We start from the raw sequence: 22,116 nt of genomic DNA on the forward strand, positions 1-22,116 counted from the left end.
TGATTCTTTATTATAATTTTTGCAGTCAACTAATATGCATAACAGGATTGTGGACTTAGCACTTAGAGCAAAACTACGCGCTTTTGCTCGTTCGAGTGATAAACCGCATCCACTATTTTAATATTGGTTAAATACTCGGCCGCGGTATTTTCAAGCGGAGTCTGCAGAAAATAATGTTTCACTATGTGCTCTATTGTTAAAAATACACAGTCACCACCAAATGCTTGGTCTTGCCATGGGTAAACTATTTGCTGCTCATCAATGTGGTTAAATGCTCTGTGCCAAATGCGTGCTTCGCCATCTAAACGTAAACAACCTTGAGTGCCTTCGATCCACATTTCACCCATAGTGCGTCTGTGGTTGCTCGCAGCGTGGTCTAAGCAGCGATTGCCGTCAAATAATGCGCTGATGTTATTTGCCATATCAAAATGAATAACCCCGCTGTCTTCGCCTTGTATAACCGGGTTACATTTACGTAAACGCGCACTTACTTGAGTAATTTCACCAAACAAAAATCTAAATACATCAATGATATGTATAGCGGTTTCGTGCACCAAAAACTTCGGCATTTGTTGAAAATAGGGTTGGCGCGCAAGGTAGGCATCGTTACCTTGACCATCTCCTGGGCGCAGCTTAAAACTGACATTTAACACGTCACCGACAAGGTTTTGTGACAATAATTCAGCCAATTTTCGATACCAAGGCATAAACCTAAAGTTTTCGTGAATAATAATGCTTTTATCTTTTTGTTTGGCATATTCAACTAAACTTTCAGCTTGAGATAGCGATTCACAAAATGGCTTTTGACAAATTACATTTGCCCCTAAATCAATTGCTTGGCGCACATTTGTATCATGCGTGACAGGAGGGGTGATCACATCAATTAAATCTGGTCGTAAATGCGCGATATCCGCTATGCTTGATGCAACATTTGGGATGCCATATTCATCTGCAACGCGTTTTGCGTTGTCGATATTGCGGTTAACCACGGCAATTACTTCAATTGGAAAAACATTGCTTAAACGCTGCCATGCTTGGTAGTGAAATTGGGCAAAATAGCCAGTGCCAACACAAGCAACTTTTAGTTTATTCATAAATTAAGCTTCCTCTTTATTTGGTTGGCTTTTAAAAGCGCTACAGCATTTGCGCAGCAAAGATTTAAACCAAGGCATTTGCTGAAAAATAACCACTAACATAATTAAAATTAAGATGAGTGAAACAGGGCGCGACAACATAGGCAATAAATCACCTTCGGTTGTTAATAACGCGCGGCGCAGGTTTTCATCGGCCATTGGCCCCAAAATTAAGCCAATTATCATAGGGGAGATTGGATATTTCAGTTCAATCATCCAGTAGGCGATAATGCCGATGGGCACCATTAAAAATAAATTAAATACATTTAAACCCAGTGCATAACTGCCAAGTACACACAAAATAGCGACAAATGGCATAAACAATGGCGCTGGTACCTTTAATAGTTTGACCACTTGTTTAGCTAGCAACATGCCATTGCAGAACATAGCAACCGATGCTAGTACCAAAATAGCGGTTATTTCTAATAAAAAGTCGGGTTTTTCTACTGGTAAAGTAGGGCCAGGATTAATGCCATGTAGCATTAACGCACCTAATAACATAGCTGCTGGTGCACTACCTGGAATGCCTAAAGTTAGTAGTGGAATAAGCGCACCACCTATACAAGCGTTGTTGGCAGTTTCAGAGGCGATTAAACCAGATTTATCACCCTGCCCAAATTTGGATTTGTCTTTAGCTGCGCCTTTAGCTGCGCCATAAGAAACCCAGCCAGCGATATCTTCACCTATACCTGGCACAGCACCGATACCAACACCAATACTGGCAGAGCGAGCGATATTTTTGCTGTTTTTGCGAATTTCAGAAAATTCAGGCACAACCGAATCAAATTCTTTTGCTTGGGCGAGCTTTTTACGTTCTGCTAAAACTTTGATTATTTGTGGAATACCAAAGGCGCCAATTAATACTGGCACTATATCTAAACCACTATCAAGCTGCGGCATATCAAAAGTAAAGCGTGGGAAAAACTGCAAAGTATCGCGGCCTATACAGGCTAAAAACAAACCAAAAAAGCCAGCAATCCAACCTTTAAGTGCATCCCCTTCGCTGGTGAGTGTGCCACTAATTAAAATGCCAAACAGCGCCAATAAAAAGAACTCAAAAGAAGTAAATTGCAACGCGACACTGGCAATTAGCGGCGCCATTAATACTAAAATTAGTAAACCAAATAAAGTGCCTATGGTTGAAGCTGTTGTTGTTAAGCCTAAAGCTTTGCCACCTTCACCTTTGCTGGCAAGTGGATAACCTTCCATTGCGGTTGCTGCCGCCGCTGCAGTGCCAGGAATATTAATTAAAATACTTGGGTACGAGCCACCATAGATAGCGCCCACGTATAATCCCAATAAAGCCAGTAAAGCTGAGTTAACATCTAACCCATACGTTAACGTGGTTAATAAGGCGACACCTAAAGTTGCGGTTAACCCCGGCAAAGCGCCAAAGATAATGCCTAAAAAGCTCGCAGCAAAAACGATTAATAAATTAACTGGATCGGTCGCTAAACCCCATAACACAGTAAAAAAGTGCTGAAATTGTTCAATCATCTTATAACCCCAACACTTGATAATAAAAATAGTCGGTTAACAGTAAAACACTGCTTTCGCTGGGCATAGGCACTAACAATAAATACTTAAAAATAAGCACAACTATTATTGGCAACAGTACGCTGGCAAATAACAAGATGCGTATTTGTTTATGCTGTTGATTGGCTGTTAGATAACAATGGGTTTTATATAAAACAAAACCGAGCGCGGGAAAGCTAATTAAGTCGCCTATATATAAACGGCTGCTGTCTGACTCAAACGAAACTAATAAATTAGTTAGAAAGAGTAGCGCGGCAACAAAACAAAATGTGATTAATAACAGCTCATTAAGCTTTTTTGCATCGGCTAAATAAAAGCGACAAGTCAGTGTGAGTTGAAACAAAATAGTTGCGATCACAAAATCGCTATTGGGTATTAGCCCATACACATAACCCACTAACATTAATACCAATAAAAACTTATCGATAGACGGTTGCGAGAGTTTGTAGCTGCTCTCAGCTGAAAACCTAAACACATTTTGCTGTTGGCTTTTTGCGGTTTTAAATAGCTTGAGCAACTGAATACTTGCCAATAACAAAATGCAGCTGCCGACCACCAAAGGAAATAACGCAGGCGATACGTACCAAACGTTTTCTAAACCACCTTGGCTAGCCGTCAGTGGGTAAGTTAAGCTTTCTGCCAAAATCGCCAAAGCAAAAATCATTAAAGCAAGGCTAGTAAAAGCTTCGCGTCGATAATTAGTCGAATCTGTAGTTGAAGTTTGCATATATCATCCTTGAGCATCTATTTTGTTAATGCCAAATTTAGCAGGTGAGTGTTTAGCTGCGCCTAACTCTTCAAGTGTCCAACCAAATAACGATTCTAACTTGCTAAATACATCTGAGGCTTGTGCACCTGACTTGCCAGACAATACAAAATAATTATCATCCGCCCACTGTTTAACCTTGTCACTTTGCATCGCTTGGTCAAATGCTTGGGTGAGTTTGACTTTTATGTTATCGGGTGTGTCTGCATTCACGGCAAAACCAATTACTTGGGTAATAGGCAAATGTTGTTTTAATGCAGGATAAACATCTAGAGCAGTTGGAATATCTCCAATGTCATCGTCACTGAAAGCTTTATTGGTTAACATGGCTAGCGGTCTGAGTTGACCACTTTTAATCAACTGTTGTTGCTCAGCCATTGAGGTGATAACAATATCCACCTCTTCAGTTACCACAGCTGTTTGTGACGGCGCAGAGCCTGGATAGGGCACAAACTTAAACTCAGCTTGGGTGCCTTTAGCAAATGCCAATAAATTTAAATGATGCAGCGAACCCGACCCCGCAGCCGCCGCTTTAACTTTATTTGGATTGGCAAGCGCGTATGCAACTAATTGTTCAACGCTGGTAAAAGGTGAATTTGCGCTAACAGAAATGAGATCTGGCGAGCCACCAATAATAAATGGATACCAAGTGTCCATACGCTCGGCCCAACCGCCCATTACGGCAGCCGTTACACAGGATTCACTTAAACCGACTAGTGTATAACCATCACTACGTCTTTGATTAACATAACTTAAACCTAAAGAGCCTGCGACACCGCCAGGTTTATTGGTTACGTTAATGTCTGTGCCTAACGCTTTGGCGAGCTCTGCCGAAATTACTCGGTTGGCAACATCTGTACCACCGCCAGCAGACCAAACAACCACGTTGGTTAATGGCCGACGCGGATAACTATCGGCATCGGTCGAAATTGTTTTTACGCCGACTAAAATGCTGATGATTACCCCACATATCAGCACTAAAGTTGTCGCGTTTGTATATTTTTTGCTTGAGTTGTTCACTTTGCTACTTCCCTTTTGTTTATTTTTAAGTTGGGACTTTTAACCCGAAGTTCAGGTTATTTTTTGGCGGGGGTTAACCCGCCAAATTTGTTAGCAAGTAATACTGTTATTTTGTAATTGTTTTAATTTGGCAAACACAGCGTCATAAATTGCTTGTGTGCCCGATGTGCCACCAAACTCAAATGGTAAAATTTCACCACTTTCGTAAGCCGCTTCTACTGCTTTGGTAATGTCTTGTGCGGCTTTCACTGCACCTTGGTTGTCAAACTTGTCGCCTAACCAATCAAGCATCATAGCTGCGGATAAAAACATAGCGGAAGGATTCGCTTTGCCTTGACCCATAATATCTGGTGCACTGCCGTGGCAAGGTTGGAATACCGCATGGTCATCACCAATATCTGCCGAAGGTGCCATACCCATACCACCCATTAAACCTGCGCCTAAGTCAGATAAAATGTCACCAAACATATTCTCAGTTACCATTACATCAAACATCCAAGGTTGGCGAACCAATTGTAATGCGGCTGCATCTACATAAATGTGGTTGGCTTCAACGTCTGTGTAGTTTTGAGCTACTTGATCAAATATTTGGCGGAAGAAAAAGAACGAACCTAAAACGTTGGCTTTATCGACACAAGTCACAGCGCCAGAATAACCCAATTGTTTACGGCGTTGACCCATTTTAAACGCGAAGTTAAACAAACGTTCGCTGCCTTTACGTGTGATAACTTGGGTATCTTTTGCAACTTCATCACCTTCTTTTTCAAAGCGATTACGTGACGCAAATAAACCTTCGGTAGACTCGCGAATTAAAACAAAATCTAACTCATGTCCACGTTTATCCGCCAGTGGTAAAGGTAAACCTTTTAGTGTTTTTACTGGGCGAACACCTGCGTATAAATCTAAGGTTTCGCGCAGCTCTAACTGTGGGGCAATTTCACGACCATCAGGATAACGAATAGACGGCATACCCATACAAGCTAATAATATGGCGTCTGACGCTTTGGCTGTTGCCATAGAATCTTCAGGCAGCGCTACACCGTGCTCTTTGTAGTAGGCTGCGCCAGCTTCTAAATTAGTAAAATTACATTCTACGCCATATTTTTCGCACGCCGCTTTCACTAATTCTAGGGTGATTGGCGTTACTTCAACACCAATTCCGTCACCCGGAAATACCGCAATATCGAAAGTCGATTTAGTCATAATGAGCCTCAAAAATAGTTATAGCTGCACAAACCTATAGGTCTCCAGCAGGTTTAATAAGGTGTGTTTACCTTTAATTCGGTGGTTTCTATGTATTTCAGCGGCAAGGTTGGCATTGCCTGCTTTTATTGCGTTGACTAGGTCGATGTGATCTTGGGTCGACCCAGTTGGTTTAGGCCGTAAGTGCAAAGTGAAGTAACGCACTCTGTGCGCTTGACCCCAAAATTGCAGTACAACCTGTTTTAATCTTTGATTGCCAGTTAAATTAACTAAAGCTAAATGAAATGCCTCGTCGGCTTCTGCCCATGCTTCTAACTGATCATTTGCTAACGCTTGCTCCATTGCTGCGGTAGGTGCTACAAGGGTTTGGTAATCATCTTCGGTAAGCTGTTTTTCCGCGAGTATTCGTGCGGCTTCTGATTCTAACGCAGTTAAAATGTCATAAATTTCGGCCATATCTTCTACCGAAATAGGTTTAACTCTAATGCCATGCCTAGGTTTAATTTCAATCAAACCTTCTTTTTCTAACCGAACGCAAGCTTCGCGCACTGGGGTGCGGCTGATGCCAAAACGCTCAACGAGTGCTTTTTCTAAAACCTGTTCACCTGCTTTGAACTGGTTATTTAAAATTTCTTCGCGAATAGCTCGGTAAGCAATTTCAGCTAAAGGTAAATTTTCTGATGTCGTGTCTTTTAGCATTTTTTATATTATCGTGTACGTTAATGTATACATTAATTTTTGGCCAGTTTATACTGACTTTTATCAAGGTTTCAACTGAAATTGTTTTAATATGACAGTAAAAGAAAAGAAAAAACCAATACTCGGTGCAATAGCCGATGACTTTACTGGCGCGTCAGACCTTGCGAGTTTTTTGCTCAAAGGTGGCTTAAAAGTTGTGCAAGTAAATGGGGTGCCAACTCAAGATATTGAATTAGCTGATGATGTTGATGCAATTGTAGTTGCGCTTAAATCACGTACCTGCGCAATCAAGCAAGCGATTAGCGACTCAACTGCCAGCCTTGCTTGGTTACAGCAACAAGGTTGCCATAAGTTTTATTTTAAATATTGCTCAACATTTGATTCAACCAGCGAGGGCAATATTGGTCCTGTCACCCAAGCTTTATTAGCCAAACTTGAAAGTGAACAAACACTATTTTGTCCTGCACTGCCAGTAAACGGCCGCACAGTTTACCAAGGGCATTTATTTGTGTTTGACCAGTTGTTGTCAGACAGCCCGTTGCGCAATCACCCATTAACGCCCATGTTAGACAGTAATTTAATTCGGCTATTACAACCGCAATTGACTGAGCAAAATGCTGAGCGTTTACAACTAATAAACCTAGCCAGTTTGCACAAATTACCTGCTTACCAAAAGGTCGAGTCAGCCTATTGGGTGGTTGATTGTGTAAATGAAAGCGACTTAGAAAAAATTGCCCAATTGTTTGCAACCAACCCTGACTATCCATTATTAACTGGTGGCTCTGGTTTAGGCGAATATATGGCGCGCGAATATGTAAAAGCTGGCTGGCTACAACAAAACAACACTAGCCATAAAATAACTAAAAACGATGGCAAAACCCTAATTTTAGCGGGTAGTTGTTCGCAAGCCACGCGCAAGCAAATTGACGTTGCACGTACACAAGTGCCAACACTTGCACTAGATGTTGAAGCCATAGCGACAGGCCAGCTAGACCCTGCAACTGTGCTAGGTTGGATAAACATGCAACACAGTGATGCTGTACTGTTATATACCTCTGCTGAGCCAGAAAAAGTATTGGCCGCCCAAGCTCAATTTGGCAAAGAGCAAGTTAGTGAAAAAATAGAAGCTTGTTTAACCCAAATTGCCAAGCTGGCACGCGAAAACAATATTTTAAATATAGTGGTTGCGGGTGGAGAGACCTCTGGCGCAATTGTTAGCGGGCTTAACTTAACAGCGTTTACTGTTGGCCAAAGCATTTGCCCAGGTGTGCCTGTAATGCAAAGCCATCATGCAGACGGTTTAATAGTTGCGCTTAAATCGGGCAACTTTGGTGATGAGAATTTCTTTTTAACTGCGTTGGAGACAATACAATGACCCCATTAGCGCTAGCACGTGAACAAATGGTTACACTGGGAAAATCTATGTTTGATAGAGGTTTAACCCCAGGTGCCTCAGCAAACATAAGTATAAAAGTGGAAGAAGGTTTTTTAATGACCCCAACAGGCTCATGCATTGGTTTTTTAAATGCTGAGACTTTAAGTTTGTTGGATGAAAACGGCAACTTAATTAGCGGTGACAAACCTTCCAAAGAATTTATTTTACATAAAGCTATCTACGACCAACGCCCTGATGCTGGTGCAGTTATTCACCTTCATAGTACTTGGTCAACTGCGCTTTCATGCAAAGCTGATTTAAACCCGGACGACGTTATTCCGCCACTAACCCCATATTTAATTATGCGTTTAGGCCGTATTGGTTTAGTGCCTTATTTTCCACCAGGGGCGGCTGAATTAGGTGCGGCGGTACGTGAAAAAGCAGCCGATCACGCTGGTATTTTAATGGCCAACCATGGGCCAATTGTTGCGGGTAAAGATTTAATTACTGCCATGTTTAATATGGAAGAATTAGAAGAAAGTGCCAAATTAATGCTGTTGTTAGAAGGCAAAAATGTAAACCCGTTGGCCGAGTCTGATCGCCAAGAATTATTAGCCAGATTCGGCTAAACAAAGGAAATAATAATGTACGTAGTCACAGTCGATTTTGTAATTAAGCCAACACACTTAGCCGATTTTTTACCAGCCATGATGGAAAACGCGAAAACTTCATTAGAAGTAGAACCTGAGTGCACTTACTTTGACGTATGCCAAAGTGAAAACAAAAGTAACCATATATTTTTGTACGAAATTTACAACTCAGAAAAAGCCTTTCAAGACCACCTGGCCAGCGATCACTTTAAGCAGTTTAGTAAAACCGTGGAAAACTGGGTTGAGTCAAAAGCTGTGAATATATTCAACCGCTGTTAAGTTGTATACGTTTGATGAATAGCCCCGAAATGGGGCTAAAGGGATTTTAATAAACAACTTATGAATGGCAAAAAACAGCATATAACCAGGGTTGTTGTTTACTTTATAGTAGCTGTGCTTTGTTCTGCATTTATTTGTATGATGCAAGAACACGGGAGTACATCTATAAGAGAAATCGTAACAAGTGTATTCGAACAGCCCTTTAGTTTTGTCGTCGGAATTCTGCTTCTAGGGGTAGGATCGCTTACAATGTTTGTATTTGGGAGCCTCGAATTAATTTTTAAGAAAAGAGCCTTAAAAGACTCATTTTCCGGATTAGTAGACGAAAAATTAATTGAAGAACTTCTGGAAAATTCAAGCCGTGGTTTAACGCAAGATTCTTATACTGAGTTAAACGAACTTTTTGTAATTGCCGTTATCCTAACCGAAAACAACAAAGACGCTACGTGCAAATCAATTGAAAGTATATGTGTTTCGGAGAAAGTTCATCGAGATTATCTAGGTGATACTTTTTGTATTATTTACTCTGAAAAGGAAAGAACCCACCAAAGCCTATCCAGTCAAATTAAACCCATTCTTGCAAATGGAATAGGGTATTTTAACGAAAAGAAATACGCCCAGAGTGGGCTTGGCAGAGTGATTTTAAGAACGCACAACTCAGCAAGATTTTATTATCAAGGGATAGATTATTTGGAACTCGTTCGAGAAATAGTAGTGGGTGCAAGTTGACGTGGTAATGCAATTGCATTACCATTTGTTCATAAAGTAAAGCGAGGTGGTTGTTATGTTACAAGCTGCTGTAGAAACAGAATCAACATTAACTGACAGATTTCAAACAACGGTTCCTAGTGTGGTGCGCCAGGCATTACACTTAGAAAAAAAAGACAAAATTAAATTCACTATTCAACCCGATGGCAGTGTTTTATTGTCGCGTTCGGTTGAAACTCAGGAAGATCCTGTTGTTGAATCATTTTTAGCTTTCGTCGCGAGCGATATGCAAAAACATCCTGAAAAAATTCAGCCTCTGAGCGCAAGCATGCGAGATCGCATTGAAACATTAACCGCTGGTACTGAGCTAGATTTAGATGCGCCATTGGCAGATGAGGACGAATAAGCTTGTCTGATGGAATGATTGTAAATGGGTGGACTTTGTACGCTCATCCATTGTTTATTGAGCAAGTTGAAACACTTGAGCAAAAAGTCAAAGTGCTCAAGGCAAAAGACCCGAGTGGTTACCTTAAAAAAAATAGCACTAAAAGACTCGCCGCAATTAAAAAGCTAGCTTACGAGATTATTCCTCAAGACCCAACCCTGCCTGAATATCGACAAGGAAAAACGCTGGGAGAGGATAATAAACACTGGTTTAGAGCTAAGTTTTTTCAGCAATACCGGCTATTTTTTCGTTTCCATGTAGAGTCTAAAGTTATCATTTATGCTTGGGTGAATGATGAAAATAATAAGCGAGCCTACGACAGCAAAAGTGACGCGTACAAAGTGTTTTCTAAAATGTTAAAGTCCGGTAACCCACCAGATGATTGGGACGCTCTTTTAAAAGCCGTCCGTACAGCCAAACATAGCAGATTGTAACCATATAATAGAGGCTACTTGTGTAGCCTCAGCTGCTGGTACATTTAGTACGTTGCTCTTATACCTAATAATGCACGTCTTCCGGTATATTCATTGTGAATAACTCTCTCACGTACATCTGCGTATCTAATGGTATTTTCATCTAGCAAGTTGCTAACATCAAAGGTTACTTTGAGGTTTTCAGACAAGCTGTAGGCTAGGCCTAAATCTAACTGGCCATACTCATCAAAGTGTTCAGGTAGGCCGGCTAAACCTGAGCGTTTAGATAAAAATTTATCTCGCCAATTCCACGACACCCGCGCAGAAAAGCTGTCATCTTCATAGAAGGCAATTAAGTTATACGAGTGTGGGGTAAAGCCCTCTAAGCCATTACCAGGCGCGGTTGTCAGTGGCAAGTCGGCAGAAGTGGCATTGTCATCATTACCTGATACAAACGTATAGTTGGCTTGCAGACCCATATTACTTAAAAAGCCAGGTAAGAAATCTAAATATACTAAACTAGCAATTTCGTAACCTTGAATTGAGCCACCATCACGGTTTCTAGCTGCAGTGTCTTGCAATATTATTTCACCAAAAGCTGGATGCGAATATCCAGATGGCACCAATTCAGTTGATTCAGCAATAAAAGTGCTTATGTCTTTGTAAAAAAGTGAAATAGAAAATGCGTTACCATTGTCTGCGTAATATTCGACAGATGCATCATATTGCCATGCTTCAAATGGTTTTAAATAAGGATTATTGGCCGTGCGGCTAGACAACCCAAACAAACCACTAAAACTTTGACTTGGCGTAATTGCGCCCATATTCGGACGGGTTATCACTTTTGAAACAGCCGCTCTAAAATCAACGTCATAGCCAACTTCTAACTTAAAGTTTGCGCTTGGCAAAACATTAGAATAGCTGTTGTTGGCGCTAATTTGTTGTCTGTCGGTGGTAACATAAGTTAAGCCCGAAGTTGCACCATCTGGATCTTCAGCTTCAATTCTAATTAACTCAACCGAAGGGCCAGACGCTGTGGTTTCAGTTTCAACAAATCTTAAACCAACATTGGCCGACCAAGGCATATCAGAAAATTCGCCACTTAAGTTGGCTTTAATGTATGCACCATAATTTGTTTCTTCAACAGCGCGAGCAAGGTCTGGTCTTGCTTGTGTACTACACACATCTTGATTACCCGAATTAAGGCGAATTGCGGCGCAATATCCTTGCATATCTGTTAACAGGTACTCTCGGGGGAAACTTGCACCTGAATCAGCCAATAAACCGTCTAAAGAAACAGGCGTAAAAATTTCTTCAGGTAATGAAAAGAAGCGACCGCCCATATGTGGGCGCGGACCATTGTCTACATTGATCGCTTCCCACGGAGACTGTACGCCGTCTGTTGGGTCAAAAAACGCGATTAAATTACTGTCGGCAAATAGTGTACCTGCTGATGTGTAGCCTGGGTCAAATGGACCATCTGGGTTTTCTGGTCGATAAATGCCTGAGTTATACGGAAGGGCCGTTTTTTTACGATCACTATAAAATACACCAGCCTCAATGCTAACAAGCGCACCGCTGTCAATATTGTAGAGTCCGTCAAATCTCGCTTCTACTACTTCATCTTCACGCGCTATTGCTGGGGTTAATGCTACATGTGCTCGAGCATTTTTTGGGTCGGCCAAATCGAATGAGGTCGACCAAGAGGGCACATCTCCGTTTTGCCAAGTAATAACATTATTCGCAAAGTCTGGGCTACTTTCGCCTGCTTTTGGATTATCTGTTGTACCAGGGGCGAGTGGTTTATCCCACGGGTTGTTGTCTTTTACTGCAGGTTGTAAACGTGTGCCTTGATTCCAGGCTTCTGCTTTTGACCAAGATATGTCACCGGTTAAAATTACACCGTTATCTAGCCTATATTGGCCATTCCAACCAAGTGCAGTTGTTTTAGTGTCACCACCACCTTCTTCGTATCTATAGTCAACTGGTCCAAAGGTTTTCACAAAGGATGTTGCAGTTCCATTTTCGTCAACTTCTACGTTGGAGAAATTTGGAAACTGCAGTGGTGCGTTAATCCCTTGTGTAACGGTTTTGCGGGTAAAATCTACATAGAGCGCATCAATTGTCATGCTGAGTTGGTTATTGGGTTTGTATTGTAATGTACTGCTGGCACTGAGCCGCTGACGCTCATCAATAGTAAAGCTTTGCCCCATTTCTTGTGGAAACCTAAACTCTATTGTTTCGTCTGAGTCTTCAGTTTTTCCATTATAGTAAGCCCATTTACCACCACGGGATTCTTCAAGCTGAGTATTTCTGTCTTCATATGAAACGGCCAACAAAACGCCTAAAGTATCATCTGCAAATGTGTTACTGATTAACCCTGATACTCTGGGCCCCCAATTTTCACCCATGTCTTGATATCTTGCTTGTACAGAGCCTGACATGTGCAAACCTGGTTTGTCTAAAGGTTTAGCGGTGCGCATGTTAATGCTTGCACCAATACTGCCATCCCACAAATCGGCTGTTGGCGTTTTTACCACATCCGCCCCAGTTAACACTTCTGCCGCTAATGCTTGAAAGTCAAAAGCGCGTGCTATACCAACGTTTGAAAAGGTATAATCTACCGTGTCGTCTCCACTGATTGTTGCTATGGTTCTGTTGTTTAAACGTACTGAGTTAAACTCTGGGCCAAAACCACGAACGGTAATTTTTGAGCCTTCCCCTGATTGCCTATCTATAAATACGCCTGTAACTCGCTGTAACGATTCTGCGATATTCTGATCGGGAAATTTCCCCATATCTTCAGCTGTTATAGAATCTACTGCATTGGCTGCAACCCGTTTACGGTCAAGCGCTTTTTCAATAGAGCCTCGTATGCCTTTAACTTGAATGACCTCTGATTTTGATTTGTCCTGTGCAAATGCATGACTTGAATGACCTAGCGCAGCGCAGCACGCCATATACACCAATCGATACTTCCAATTACTCTTCATTTTATTCTCACTATCAATGTTGTTTTTGATTAAATCGGATGTTGTGTGTGAGCGATTTTGGTATATTTGATCATTATGTGATTGAGTGTCAACGTAATTGCTCTTTTTTGTTTTTTAAATGTTAATTTGTGGTTGGCGGGATAGCTTCATCCACGTGCATCAAAAATTCCAAACTGGGGTAAACAGTTAAATATACTTTCAGTCATGTGGCTGGACTGTCAAATTAGGTGTTTGTTCTGTAATTTGCAAACTTCTAACCAGCTCGGGAATTAACTGCTGATGCTTTTTATGGATGAAAGAGTAGATGGGAATTTCTTCTATTTTTTTACTTCTTTAATGTGGTTAAAGTCAGCATAAAGTTTGATTAATTCATGTCCTTCGTCGTATGAAGTCATCATTAAATCAATTCTATTGAGGGCGAGCATTTTAAAACCCTGTAGGTCGTTTTCTACTCTATGAATATTGCGTTCTGGTACGTAGGACTGCAGCATTTTCTGAAACAATTTTCGGCCTCTAAAATAGCTAACTTTGTATATAGCTAGGTCTTGAAGGTTTTCTATGTTTACATATTCACGCCCAGAAAATAAAGATAGCCAAGTAACTGCCATCTGATGCTCAATTCTAATTAGGTTGTTGTATTTATTGTTTGTTACTTGATGAAAGTTGTGTGCCCTGGTTATTTCTCCATCAACGGCACCTGAATTAGATAATACAAGTGAACGTTCACCAGGTGCATTTATCGCTTGAAATTGGATATTTAGCTGTGCAAATGCTTTTTCCAACTTTGGTACAATCGCCTTAACTAATGGGCTTTCCAGTGGCAAGTCTGATGAAAAAACTACTTGCTTTCGGTTTTCTATTGGACTGTTTATTTCAGCAGCATTTAATTGGCATACTATACTAAGGGCAATTAATAAAAGTTTTTTCATGTAGCGCACAGAATGGGTTATCAGACACAGTTGACTGGCAATCTAATGAGTGTAGCGTAATTTCTTCGACTTGGGAGTATTAAGTTGTGCGAAATACTATTTTGTCTATGACACTTTTTTTCTGTTGTTGTGCTCAGTTATTTGCAAAAAATGTGGTTTATGCCGCAGCCGAGCAAGATAGCTATTATACTGACTTAGTCAACTTAGCTTTATCTTATTCGCCCGATAAAAATTACACAGTATCACGTTACAATAGAGATATTCCTAAGCCAAGGTTGTTTGACTTAATGGCACAAGGGCGAGGCATTGATGTTGTAAATGGCTCGGTTACAGAAGCTAGGCTTAATAAATATCAAGCCGTTCACTTTCCTATATTGCGCGGCTTAAAAGGCTGGCGTATTGCGCTCATTCATAAAGGCAAGCCAGAGCTATTTGCTAACGTGCACACATTTGAGCAGTTTAAAGCACTGAACCCTGTGCAATTTAACACCTGGATTTCAACCGGAATTTTTAAAGAAAATGGTATTAAAGTTGCCACTACAGCAAGTTTTAATGGTTTATTTCAGATGTTGAATAGTCAAAGAGCGGATTACTTTCCACGGTCTATATTAGACATTCGGCGAGAATATAATCAGTTTGCTGAATTAGACATAATGATTGATCCATATTTATTAATTCAATATCCTTCTGCGTTTTATTTTTTTGTAAAAAAAGACAATCACGAGTTGGCGGCGGATATTAAACAAGGGCTTGAACAAGCTTTAGTCGACGGCCGTTTTGATAAACTATTTTATCAAGCTTACGGTCAAGAGCTACGAGCTCTCAATATTAAGGAACGACGTATTATCCGACTTCATAACCACTCTTTACCTTCATCCGTGCCGCTAAATCGTACAGAGTTATGGGCTGAGCACAGATTCATTTTTTCTCAATAATCAAGTTAAACTTTCTAGGCTAATTGAACAGAGCTAAAGCAACTCAGCAACCTTGAAATTCTGCATTCAGATTAACCAGTGCAGAAGTATAATATATTTTGATTTTAAATGATTTAATATGATTTAAAATGGTTTTGTTGTATAAAGGTAGTATTAGTTAACGATTGTTGTTAAAGATTTTTATAATGGAATAAGCTATGAACTTGAAAATAAATAAAAATAGGTTGGCTGGTTGTTTAATGAGTATTCTTGTGCTTGGCACTGTGGCATGTTCTTATCAGCAGGGCACTACCCCAACTCTAGCTAAATCTACCTCTAACATTAGGCTTTCGGCCAAGGACTTAGGTGCACGCGCTGCCAGTTGGCAAATCAATAATTTGGATAATTTACATTACATCCCAGAACGATATCATAATGCAACCAGTGATCCGAAAAACTGGATACAAGCTGCATTTTATATTGGTTTAACTGAATGGACACAAACGTTAAACGATAAAGCGTTACTCAAGCATATTCAGCAGGTGGCTGAATCTGAAGGTTATGGATTGCGCATGCACCGCAAAACACATGCGGATGATCATGCCATTGGTCAAACTTATTTGTGGTTAACTGAAAACACCGGCAATCATCAAACCTACAAAACGGTTCAGACTGTGTTTGACGATATTCTGGCCAACCCACCACAAGTTGGTTTGAAAATGGAAGAAGAAAAGAAACAACGTTTTGCTTTTGAAGGCCCATGTCAAGACAGATGGTGCTGGTCAGATGCCTTGTTTATGGCGCCGCGTACTTGGTTGAAATTGTCTAACGCAACGGGCGATCCAAAGTATTTTGAATATGCAGATAAAGAGTTTTGGGAAACGGTCGACTACTTATTTTCTGAGGAATATGGCCTGTTTTACCGCGACAGCCGTTACTTTGAGATGAAAAGTGATAATGGTAAACCTGTATTCTGGAGCCGAGGAAATGGCTGGGTTTTTGCATCTTTACCATTAATTATTAATGATTTACCTAAAGAACACCCATCTCGCCAACGCTATATTGAATTGTATAAAAAGAATGCTGCGGGTTTAGCCCGCATTCAAAATGACAATGGTTATTGGCCTGCTTCTTTATTAGATCCCAACAAAGTTAAAACCCCTGAAGTAAGTGGCACTGGCTTTATTACTTACGGCTTAGCTTGGGGTGTTAACAACGGAATTTTAACCGAGCAAAAATATAAAGATGCTGTTTTAAAAGGTTGGACGGCTATTGAAAAAGCTGTTGAGCCAAGTGGTCGAGTTAATTGGGTACAGCATGTTGGTAAATCACCCGATCCGGTCAAAAAATCAGACACACAATTATATGGCGTAGGCGCAGTGTTACTGGCTGCAGCTGAAATGACCAAATGGTCGACGAAGTAGCATTTTATACCAGATGTGAAATAAAATGTATTATTGTGACTTTATGTGATTATTATGTGTTGATCTTTTGTGTTTTGTTGCTAATTTAGTGCTGCTGCGAATTGCTCGCAGTACACATAAGCACTTACATCACATTACACAAAGAGTAAATACATATGAAATTTTCTCGTATAAAGAGTCTAGCATTGTACGCTGCAATGTTAGGCTTATCAGCCACTCAAGCTAGCGCTCAAGTAACACTCGAAACCCAAGTTAAAATTAGCGACTACGGTTTACATTTTGACGGCGATGACCTTGACTATGGTAACGTAGGCAACCCAGATACTGGTTCAAAATACGACTACTTTTTTGGTCGCAGTATTTCTGCCCACGGCGATGCTGTTAAAGTTTATAAACACTATGTGTTTATGACGTGGTACCGTGGCGGCAAGTATGACCGACACGTTATGTTGTCGCGCTACAATACCCAAACCGGTAGCATTGCAACCATTGAATTTCCGCATCAGCACACAGGCTTCAGAGGTGACCCACTAGTTGGTGAATCACACAATACTATTGGTATAGCCATTAGCCCGATTAACGGTACTATCCATATGGTTTACGATATGCATGCGTATGACGACAATAACCATGGAGGTAAATTTAAAGACGACTATTTTCGATATTCTTATTCAGTGCCAGGTGCCGCTGACGTAAGCGATGCAAACTTTACTTTAAACAAATTTGTAAAAGACACCAGTTCGGTTAGTCAAGGTAGTAACGACTACAAACATTTAACCATGACTGGCAATTTAGCTGATAAAGGCAATTTTGCGCGTTTAACATATCCAAAATTCTTCAAAACAACCGATGGCACTTTGTTGTTGTACATGCGTTTAGGTGGCAACAATAACGGTGGTTATGTTTTTAACCGTTACGATGCAACAACTCAAACATGGTCTAAATTTACCGAGTTTAACGTAGTAACAGCGAAAAATTTTGGTAATGACTACAACTGGGGTTTGTATGGCAACATGAAGTATGTCAATGGCAAACTTAGAGTTGGTTTTCAACAACGTAGCAGCATCAACACAGATAGATACAAGTACCAAAACGGTGTGTATTATGCTTATTCTGATCACCCTGAAGGCTTTGGTCAATGGAAAAACCATCAAGGTCAACCAATGACATGGCCGCTAGTTAACTCTGATGAAATCAAGGTATTTGAACCTGGTAACTATATTACGGGTCACACTGATGCTAATTCTGTTTATATCGTAGGGGGCTTCGACTGGACTGTGACGGCCAAAGGCGATATTCATATGATTAGCCAAGTCCGCTCAAGCGATAAAAACCGTTCAGATTATCAAGAAGTTATGTTGCATTCATACAAACCTGCAGGTGCTAGCAACTTCTCTATTTCAACGGATTTTTCTGGTGCGGAAGAAATTTATACAGCTGGTGACAATGTTTACGTTATAGGGCTAAACAACGGTCGACCGTTTGTAGAAAAAGCACAAGGTGGCACCAATAATTTTGTACGTATATATGAAGACACAGACGGAATGCAGTTTGATCATGGTGTAGTTGAAATTGAAAATGGTAAAATTTATTACTACTTGATGGCAAAAGGCTCTGGTAATGCACTTCCACTGCACCTCCAAATCATAGATTTAGGTTTAGAAGATGAAAATGTTCCAGAGGTTGCATTTCCACAATCTTCAATGCAAGTTGAAGAAGGTTACGATCAGCTTTCGTTTAAAGTAACAGCACAAAGCCCCGTAGCAGGCCGCACAATTGACAAAGTCGACTTATATGTTGACGGTAACTTCATCCGCACCGATTCTGCCGACCCATTTGTTTGGGGTCACCAGAACAAGCCGAATGAATTATTAGGTCTATCAGCAGGCACTCACACCTTTACTGCAATTGCGACAGACTCTGCAGGAATTGAAGGCCAAGCAACAATGGATTTGACGGTTACAGTACCAGCTAATGGATGTACTTCAACCACTGTCCTAACTTGGGATACGCATACTGAAGTTACTTTGTCTGGTGCGAATCCATGTATTGAGTTTGACCGTAGTTTAGCCGGTTCAACCGTTCAGTTCTGGGACAGTGACGACAACAATAGTTGTGACTTTAGAGGCACTGTGACCTCAGTGGATGGCGCTGGTACTTTGACCATCGATGCCAATTATAAACAACAATCGGATTTCACAGGCACAATTCTTAAGTTATCAGCAAACAACGCTTGTCAATTTATTAAAGTCAGAGCTTATTAAGGTCATCTGACTGTTTAATTCAGCGGTTCAATTATCTTTTGAGCCGCAACTTTTACCATTAATACCTGCCCGTGCCACCTTTAAAAATCATACATTTACCAATGTTAACTTTTTTGTGTGAAAATGTTTAAGGATGTATAAATATTTTAATTGATGTTAACTAAATATTAAATATAATTGCGATTAAATGACCAACGGTGATCATTTTTGATTTGTTTTTGTTGCTTGCTATTAGCATTGGTTGAATAGGGGTAATCAAAACTTTATGTCGTTTAACTCTAGGAATAATAGAATGGCACATCGCACTATATTCAAAAGCTTAATGAGCAAAGGGATGCTTGCTCTAACTTCTATAGCTGGATTTTACGTTAATTCAGCTCAAGCTGAAGTGACGTTAGTTAGTCAAACTTTGATTGCAGATAACGCACTACATTTTGATGGTCAAAAGACTGCGGGTTCAGGCTTAACCACCTCACAGCTGCAAAACGATGAAAAATATCACTACTACTTCGGTGGCAGTATTTCAGCCCATGGCGACTCAGTAAAAGTTTATAAAAACTATGTTTTTATGACTTGGTATCGCGGTGGTAAGCACGATCGTCACATGATGTTGTCGCGTTTAAATACTGAAACTGGTGTAGTGAAAACCATTGAATTCCCACATCGTCACACGGGTTACCAAGGTAACTGGTGGGTAGGTGAGTCACACAATACTATTGGTATTGCGGTTAGCCCGAAAAATGGCACCATCCATATGGTATTCGATATGCACGCATATTCACAAACAAGCGATGGTGGCAAGTTCGCTGACGATTATTTCCGCTATAGCTACAGTGTTGTTGGTGCCGCTGAGGTACCAGATGATCAGTTTACCTTAGATCTATTTGTTAAAGATACTAGCGCGATTAGCCAAGGTGCAGATGACTATAAACATTTAGTGATGACGAGAAATCTTGCTGATAAAGACGATTTTTCGGCGTTAACCTACCCTAAATTCTACGAAACCAAGGAAGGCGACTTATTACACTACATGCGTTGGGGCGGCAATAATAACGGAGCATATTATTACAACCGTTATGACGCTGATGCAGATAAGTGGAGTTCGTTTGTACCATTTAACCACAAAGACCAAAAAAGTAAGGGCGACTCTTACAACTGGGGTTTATATGGTGAAATGAAATATGTAAATGGCAAACTTCGTGTTGGTTTCCAAAAACGTAGCAGCAATAACTCTGATAAATTCCAATATCAAAATGGTATCTTTTACGCTTACTTAGAAGATGCTGATACCAATGATTGGCGCGACCACACAGGCAAAAAAATCACATGGCCATTGGTTAATGCCGATGAAATTAAAATTTTTGAGCCGGGTGATTTAGTTGAAACCACATCAAATGCGGCAAATGGCCCAGGTACCCCTCCAGGCAAAGTGCACATTGTAGGTAATTTTGACTGGACGGTAACTGAAAAAGGCGACATTCACTTTATTCATTTAGTTAAAGATAATGAATTTAAAAAATCTGTGTATAGCCACCTGTATAAACCAGCTGGCGCTAACGATTTTATTAATGCGCCAGGTATTCCAGGTGCCTCTGAAATTAATGCTATCGGCGACGATGTTTACATCATAGGTTTAGAAAATAAAAAGCCGTATGTGGAAGTTGCTAAAGGTGGTACCACTGAATTTACCCGAATTTATACAGACACCACTACAGCTACTAATTTCCAACACGGTGTGCCGTATGTAAAAGACGGCAAAGTTTATTATTACTTAATGGAAGAAGCGTTAGGTAATGCACGCCCACTTCATTTACAAGTAATTGATTTAGGTGTTGCTGTTGACCCCAACGCACCAATCGTTTCTTTTAATAAAACTTTAGAACCACAGCTTGAAGGTTATGGCCAAATTTCTTTAGGCGTAAATGCAGCAAGCCCAGAAGGTAGTGGCCGTACAATTACTAAAGTTGATTTATATATCAATGATACTTTGATTCGCTCTGATAACAGCCTTCCATACCTTTGGGGTCATAACAGTAAACCTGACGAATTAACAGGTTTGCTAGCAGGTATGCATACAATTAAAGCGATTGCGACTGATAGTGAAGGTGCGACCAGTGCAGTGATTATGCCGTTTGAAGTGTTATCAACAAAACCAACAGCTAGCTTCCCGTCAGACACGAAAACATTATTAGAAGGTTTTGCCCAACTTACTTTTGAAGTAAAAGCAGAAGCTTACACAGGTCGTACTATCGAATCAGTAACTTTGTACTTGAACGACCAGTTAGTTCGAGTAGATGATTCTTATCAATATTTATTTGGTCACTCTTCTAAGCCACACGAAACAGGTGCAATGGGCTGGTTAGCAACTCATCAACCTAACCCAAATCCTTTAACTGCAGGTATTCACACTTTTAAAGCTGTTGTGTTAGATAGCGCAGGTGAAACAGGTGAGGCAACTATGACTGTAGTTGTTGAATCACCAGCTCAGCCACCTGTTGTAACCTGGCCAAATGAGACCGTTGAAGTGTTTGAAGGCTATCAAAAATTATCTATTACCGTTCAAGCTGAATCGCCAGAAGAAGGCCGCACTGTTCAAACAGTCACCTTATACCGAAATGGTGAGCTTGTTCGCACAGATACAGCAGCGCCATGGAACTGGGGACACTCAGGAAAGCCTTATGAATTTGGCGCTATGGGTTGGTTAGAAACACACGCTCCAAATCCAGAACCATTAGGCGTAGGTGAGCATACTTTTACTGTTGTTGCAGTTGATAGTGAAGGCTTAGAAAGCTCAGCTGATATGACCTTAATTGTTAAATCACTACCAGCACCAACTATCAGCACAGTTGAACCGGTTCTTGAATTAACTGAAGGTTATGAAGAGTTGTACTTAACCTTTGAAGTTTCAACGGCTAATGAATCAGTGACAGTTGCAAGTGTTGACTTATATTTAGATGGTTCAGCAATCAGCACGTTATACGAAGCACCTTTCACTTTTGCAGGCGCAGAGGCTGAGTTATTAGGTTTAACAGCAGGCACTTATGAGTTTACTGCGGTTGCAACCGACAGCAATAACCGTATGGGTGAAACTACAGTGACAGTTAACGTTACAGCTGCTGCAGCACCTGCATTATTAGGCGACTTGGATAGTGATGGTGATGTAGATAGAAACGACGTTCGCGCATTTAGCATGGCGGTTAGAACTAACTCAATTACCGATCTTGCTTACGACTTTAACAAAGATGGTTTAATTAATAGCTATGACGTACGTGGTGTCGCTTTATTGTGTACCCGCAGCGGCTGTGCAACTGAATAATCGAATATTTAAACGTATCAATGATGTGCGTTGTTAATAACAACGCACT

General features: G+C 40.6%; 18 protein-coding genes. 10 read left to right on the forward strand and 8 right to left on the reverse strand.

Features of this window, described 5'->3' with window-relative positions; all coding sequences use genetic code 11:
- Positions 1-62: 62 nt before the first annotated feature.
- From WSC_RS0113895 to WSC_RS0113920, 6 genes are all read right to left on the reverse strand, one after another.
- On the reverse strand, positions 63-1,094 hold the full coding sequence (locus WSC_RS0113895) for a Gfo/Idh/MocA family protein (RefSeq protein ID WP_016956547.1): 1,032 nt from the start codon (positions 1,092-1,094) through the stop codon (positions 63-65).
- A 3-nt stretch (positions 1,095-1,097) separates the two neighbouring features.
- Entirely contained in the window at positions 1,098-2,630 is a 1,533-nt protein-coding gene (locus tag WSC_RS0113900; protein ID WP_016956548.1) for a tripartite tricarboxylate transporter permease, read from the reverse strand.
- A gap of 1 nt (position 2,631) precedes the next feature.
- Positions 2,632-3,396, reverse strand: coding sequence for a hypothetical protein (locus tag WSC_RS0113905; RefSeq protein WP_016956549.1), 765 nt, complete (start codon positions 3,394-3,396; stop codon positions 2,632-2,634).
- 3 nt (positions 3,397-3,399) lie between these two features.
- Positions 3,400-4,455, reverse strand: a complete 1,056-nt coding sequence (locus WSC_RS0113910) for a tripartite tricarboxylate transporter substrate binding protein (RefSeq protein WP_016956550.1) — start codon at positions 4,453-4,455, stop codon at positions 3,400-3,402.
- Positions 4,456-4,545: 90 nt separating this feature from the next.
- On the reverse strand, positions 4,546-5,658 hold the full coding sequence (locus tag WSC_RS0113915; RefSeq protein WP_016956551.1) for an isocitrate/isopropylmalate dehydrogenase family protein: 1,113 nt from the start codon (positions 5,656-5,658) through the stop codon (positions 4,546-4,548).
- 18 nt (positions 5,659-5,676) lie between these two features.
- Entirely contained in the window at positions 5,677-6,357 is a 681-nt protein-coding gene (locus WSC_RS0113920) for a GntR family transcriptional regulator (protein ID WP_016956552.1), read from the reverse strand.
- A gap of 91 nt (positions 6,358-6,448) precedes the next feature.
- Between WSC_RS0113920 and otnK the strand changes: the two genes are divergently transcribed.
- From otnK to WSC_RS0113950, 6 genes are read left to right on the forward strand one after another with little or no spacing between them, the layout of a single operon-like run.
- Positions 6,449-7,732 carry a 3-oxo-tetronate kinase gene (gene otnK / locus WSC_RS0113925; RefSeq protein WP_016956553.1) on the forward strand — a complete coding sequence of 428 codons (1,284 nt, stop codon included), beginning with the start codon at positions 6,449-6,451 and terminating at the stop codon, positions 7,730-7,732.
- Positions 7,729-8,361: a 3-oxo-tetronate 4-phosphate decarboxylase gene (gene otnC / locus WSC_RS0113930; protein WP_016956554.1), complete on the forward strand. Its 633-nt coding sequence runs from the start codon at positions 7,729-7,731 to the stop codon at positions 8,359-8,361. Before otnK ends, otnC begins: the two co-directional genes overlap by 4 nt.
- Positions 8,362-8,376: 15 nt before the next feature.
- Positions 8,377-8,661 (forward strand): putative quinol monooxygenase, encoded by a 285-nt coding sequence (locus WSC_RS0113935; protein ID WP_016956555.1) that lies wholly within the window; start codon positions 8,377-8,379, stop codon positions 8,659-8,661.
- 60 nt (positions 8,662-8,721) lie between these two features.
- On the forward strand, positions 8,722-9,390 hold the full coding sequence (locus WSC_RS0113940) for a hypothetical protein (RefSeq protein ID WP_016956556.1): 669 nt from the start codon (positions 8,722-8,724) through the stop codon (positions 9,388-9,390).
- A gap of 55 nt (positions 9,391-9,445) precedes the next feature.
- Entirely contained in the window at positions 9,446-9,775 is a 330-nt protein-coding gene (locus tag WSC_RS0113945) for a type II toxin-antitoxin system PrlF family antitoxin (protein ID WP_016956557.1), read from the forward strand.
- Between the two features lie 14 nt (positions 9,776-9,789).
- Positions 9,790-10,248 carry a type II toxin-antitoxin system YhaV family toxin gene (locus WSC_RS0113950; RefSeq protein WP_026016849.1) on the forward strand — a complete coding sequence of 153 codons (459 nt, stop codon included), beginning with the start codon at positions 9,790-9,792 and terminating at the stop codon, positions 10,246-10,248.
- Positions 10,249-10,292: 44 nt separating this feature from the next.
- Here WSC_RS0113950 and WSC_RS0113955 read toward each other — a convergent pair whose 3' ends face one another.
- Positions 10,293-13,220, reverse strand: a complete 2,928-nt coding sequence (locus WSC_RS0113955) for a TonB-dependent receptor (protein WP_026016850.1) — start codon at positions 13,218-13,220, stop codon at positions 10,293-10,295.
- Between the two features lie 317 nt (positions 13,221-13,537).
- Entirely contained in the window at positions 13,538-14,149 is a 612-nt protein-coding gene (locus tag WSC_RS0113960) for a hypothetical protein (RefSeq protein ID WP_016956560.1), read from the reverse strand.
- Positions 14,150-14,235: 86 nt separating this feature from the next.
- Between WSC_RS0113960 and WSC_RS22900 the strand changes: the two genes are divergently transcribed.
- The 4 genes from WSC_RS22900 (at position 14,236) to WSC_RS0113980 (ending at position 22,067) form a co-directional block, all read left to right on the forward strand.
- Entirely contained in the window at positions 14,236-15,084 is an 849-nt protein-coding gene (locus WSC_RS22900) for a substrate-binding periplasmic protein (protein ID WP_157447295.1), read from the forward strand.
- 197 nt (positions 15,085-15,281) lie between these two features.
- Positions 15,282-16,487, forward strand: coding sequence for a glycoside hydrolase family 88/105 protein (locus tag WSC_RS0113970; RefSeq protein ID WP_016956562.1), 1,206 nt, complete (start codon positions 15,282-15,284; stop codon positions 16,485-16,487).
- Between the two features lie 155 nt (positions 16,488-16,642).
- Positions 16,643-18,751: a BNR-4 repeat-containing protein gene (locus WSC_RS0113975; RefSeq protein ID WP_040394574.1), complete on the forward strand. Its 2,109-nt coding sequence runs from the start codon at positions 16,643-16,645 to the stop codon at positions 18,749-18,751.
- Between the two features lie 292 nt (positions 18,752-19,043).
- Positions 19,044-22,067, forward strand: a complete 3,024-nt coding sequence (locus tag WSC_RS0113980; RefSeq protein ID WP_016956564.1) for an Ig-like domain-containing protein — start codon at positions 19,044-19,046, stop codon at positions 22,065-22,067.
- Positions 22,068-22,116: the final 49 nt, after the last annotated feature.

The sequence above is a fragment of the Catenovulum agarivorans YM01 genome (genome assembly GCF_000281085.1).
Classification (GTDB): domain Bacteria; phylum Pseudomonadota; class Gammaproteobacteria; order Enterobacterales; family Alteromonadaceae; genus Catenovulum; species Catenovulum agarivorans.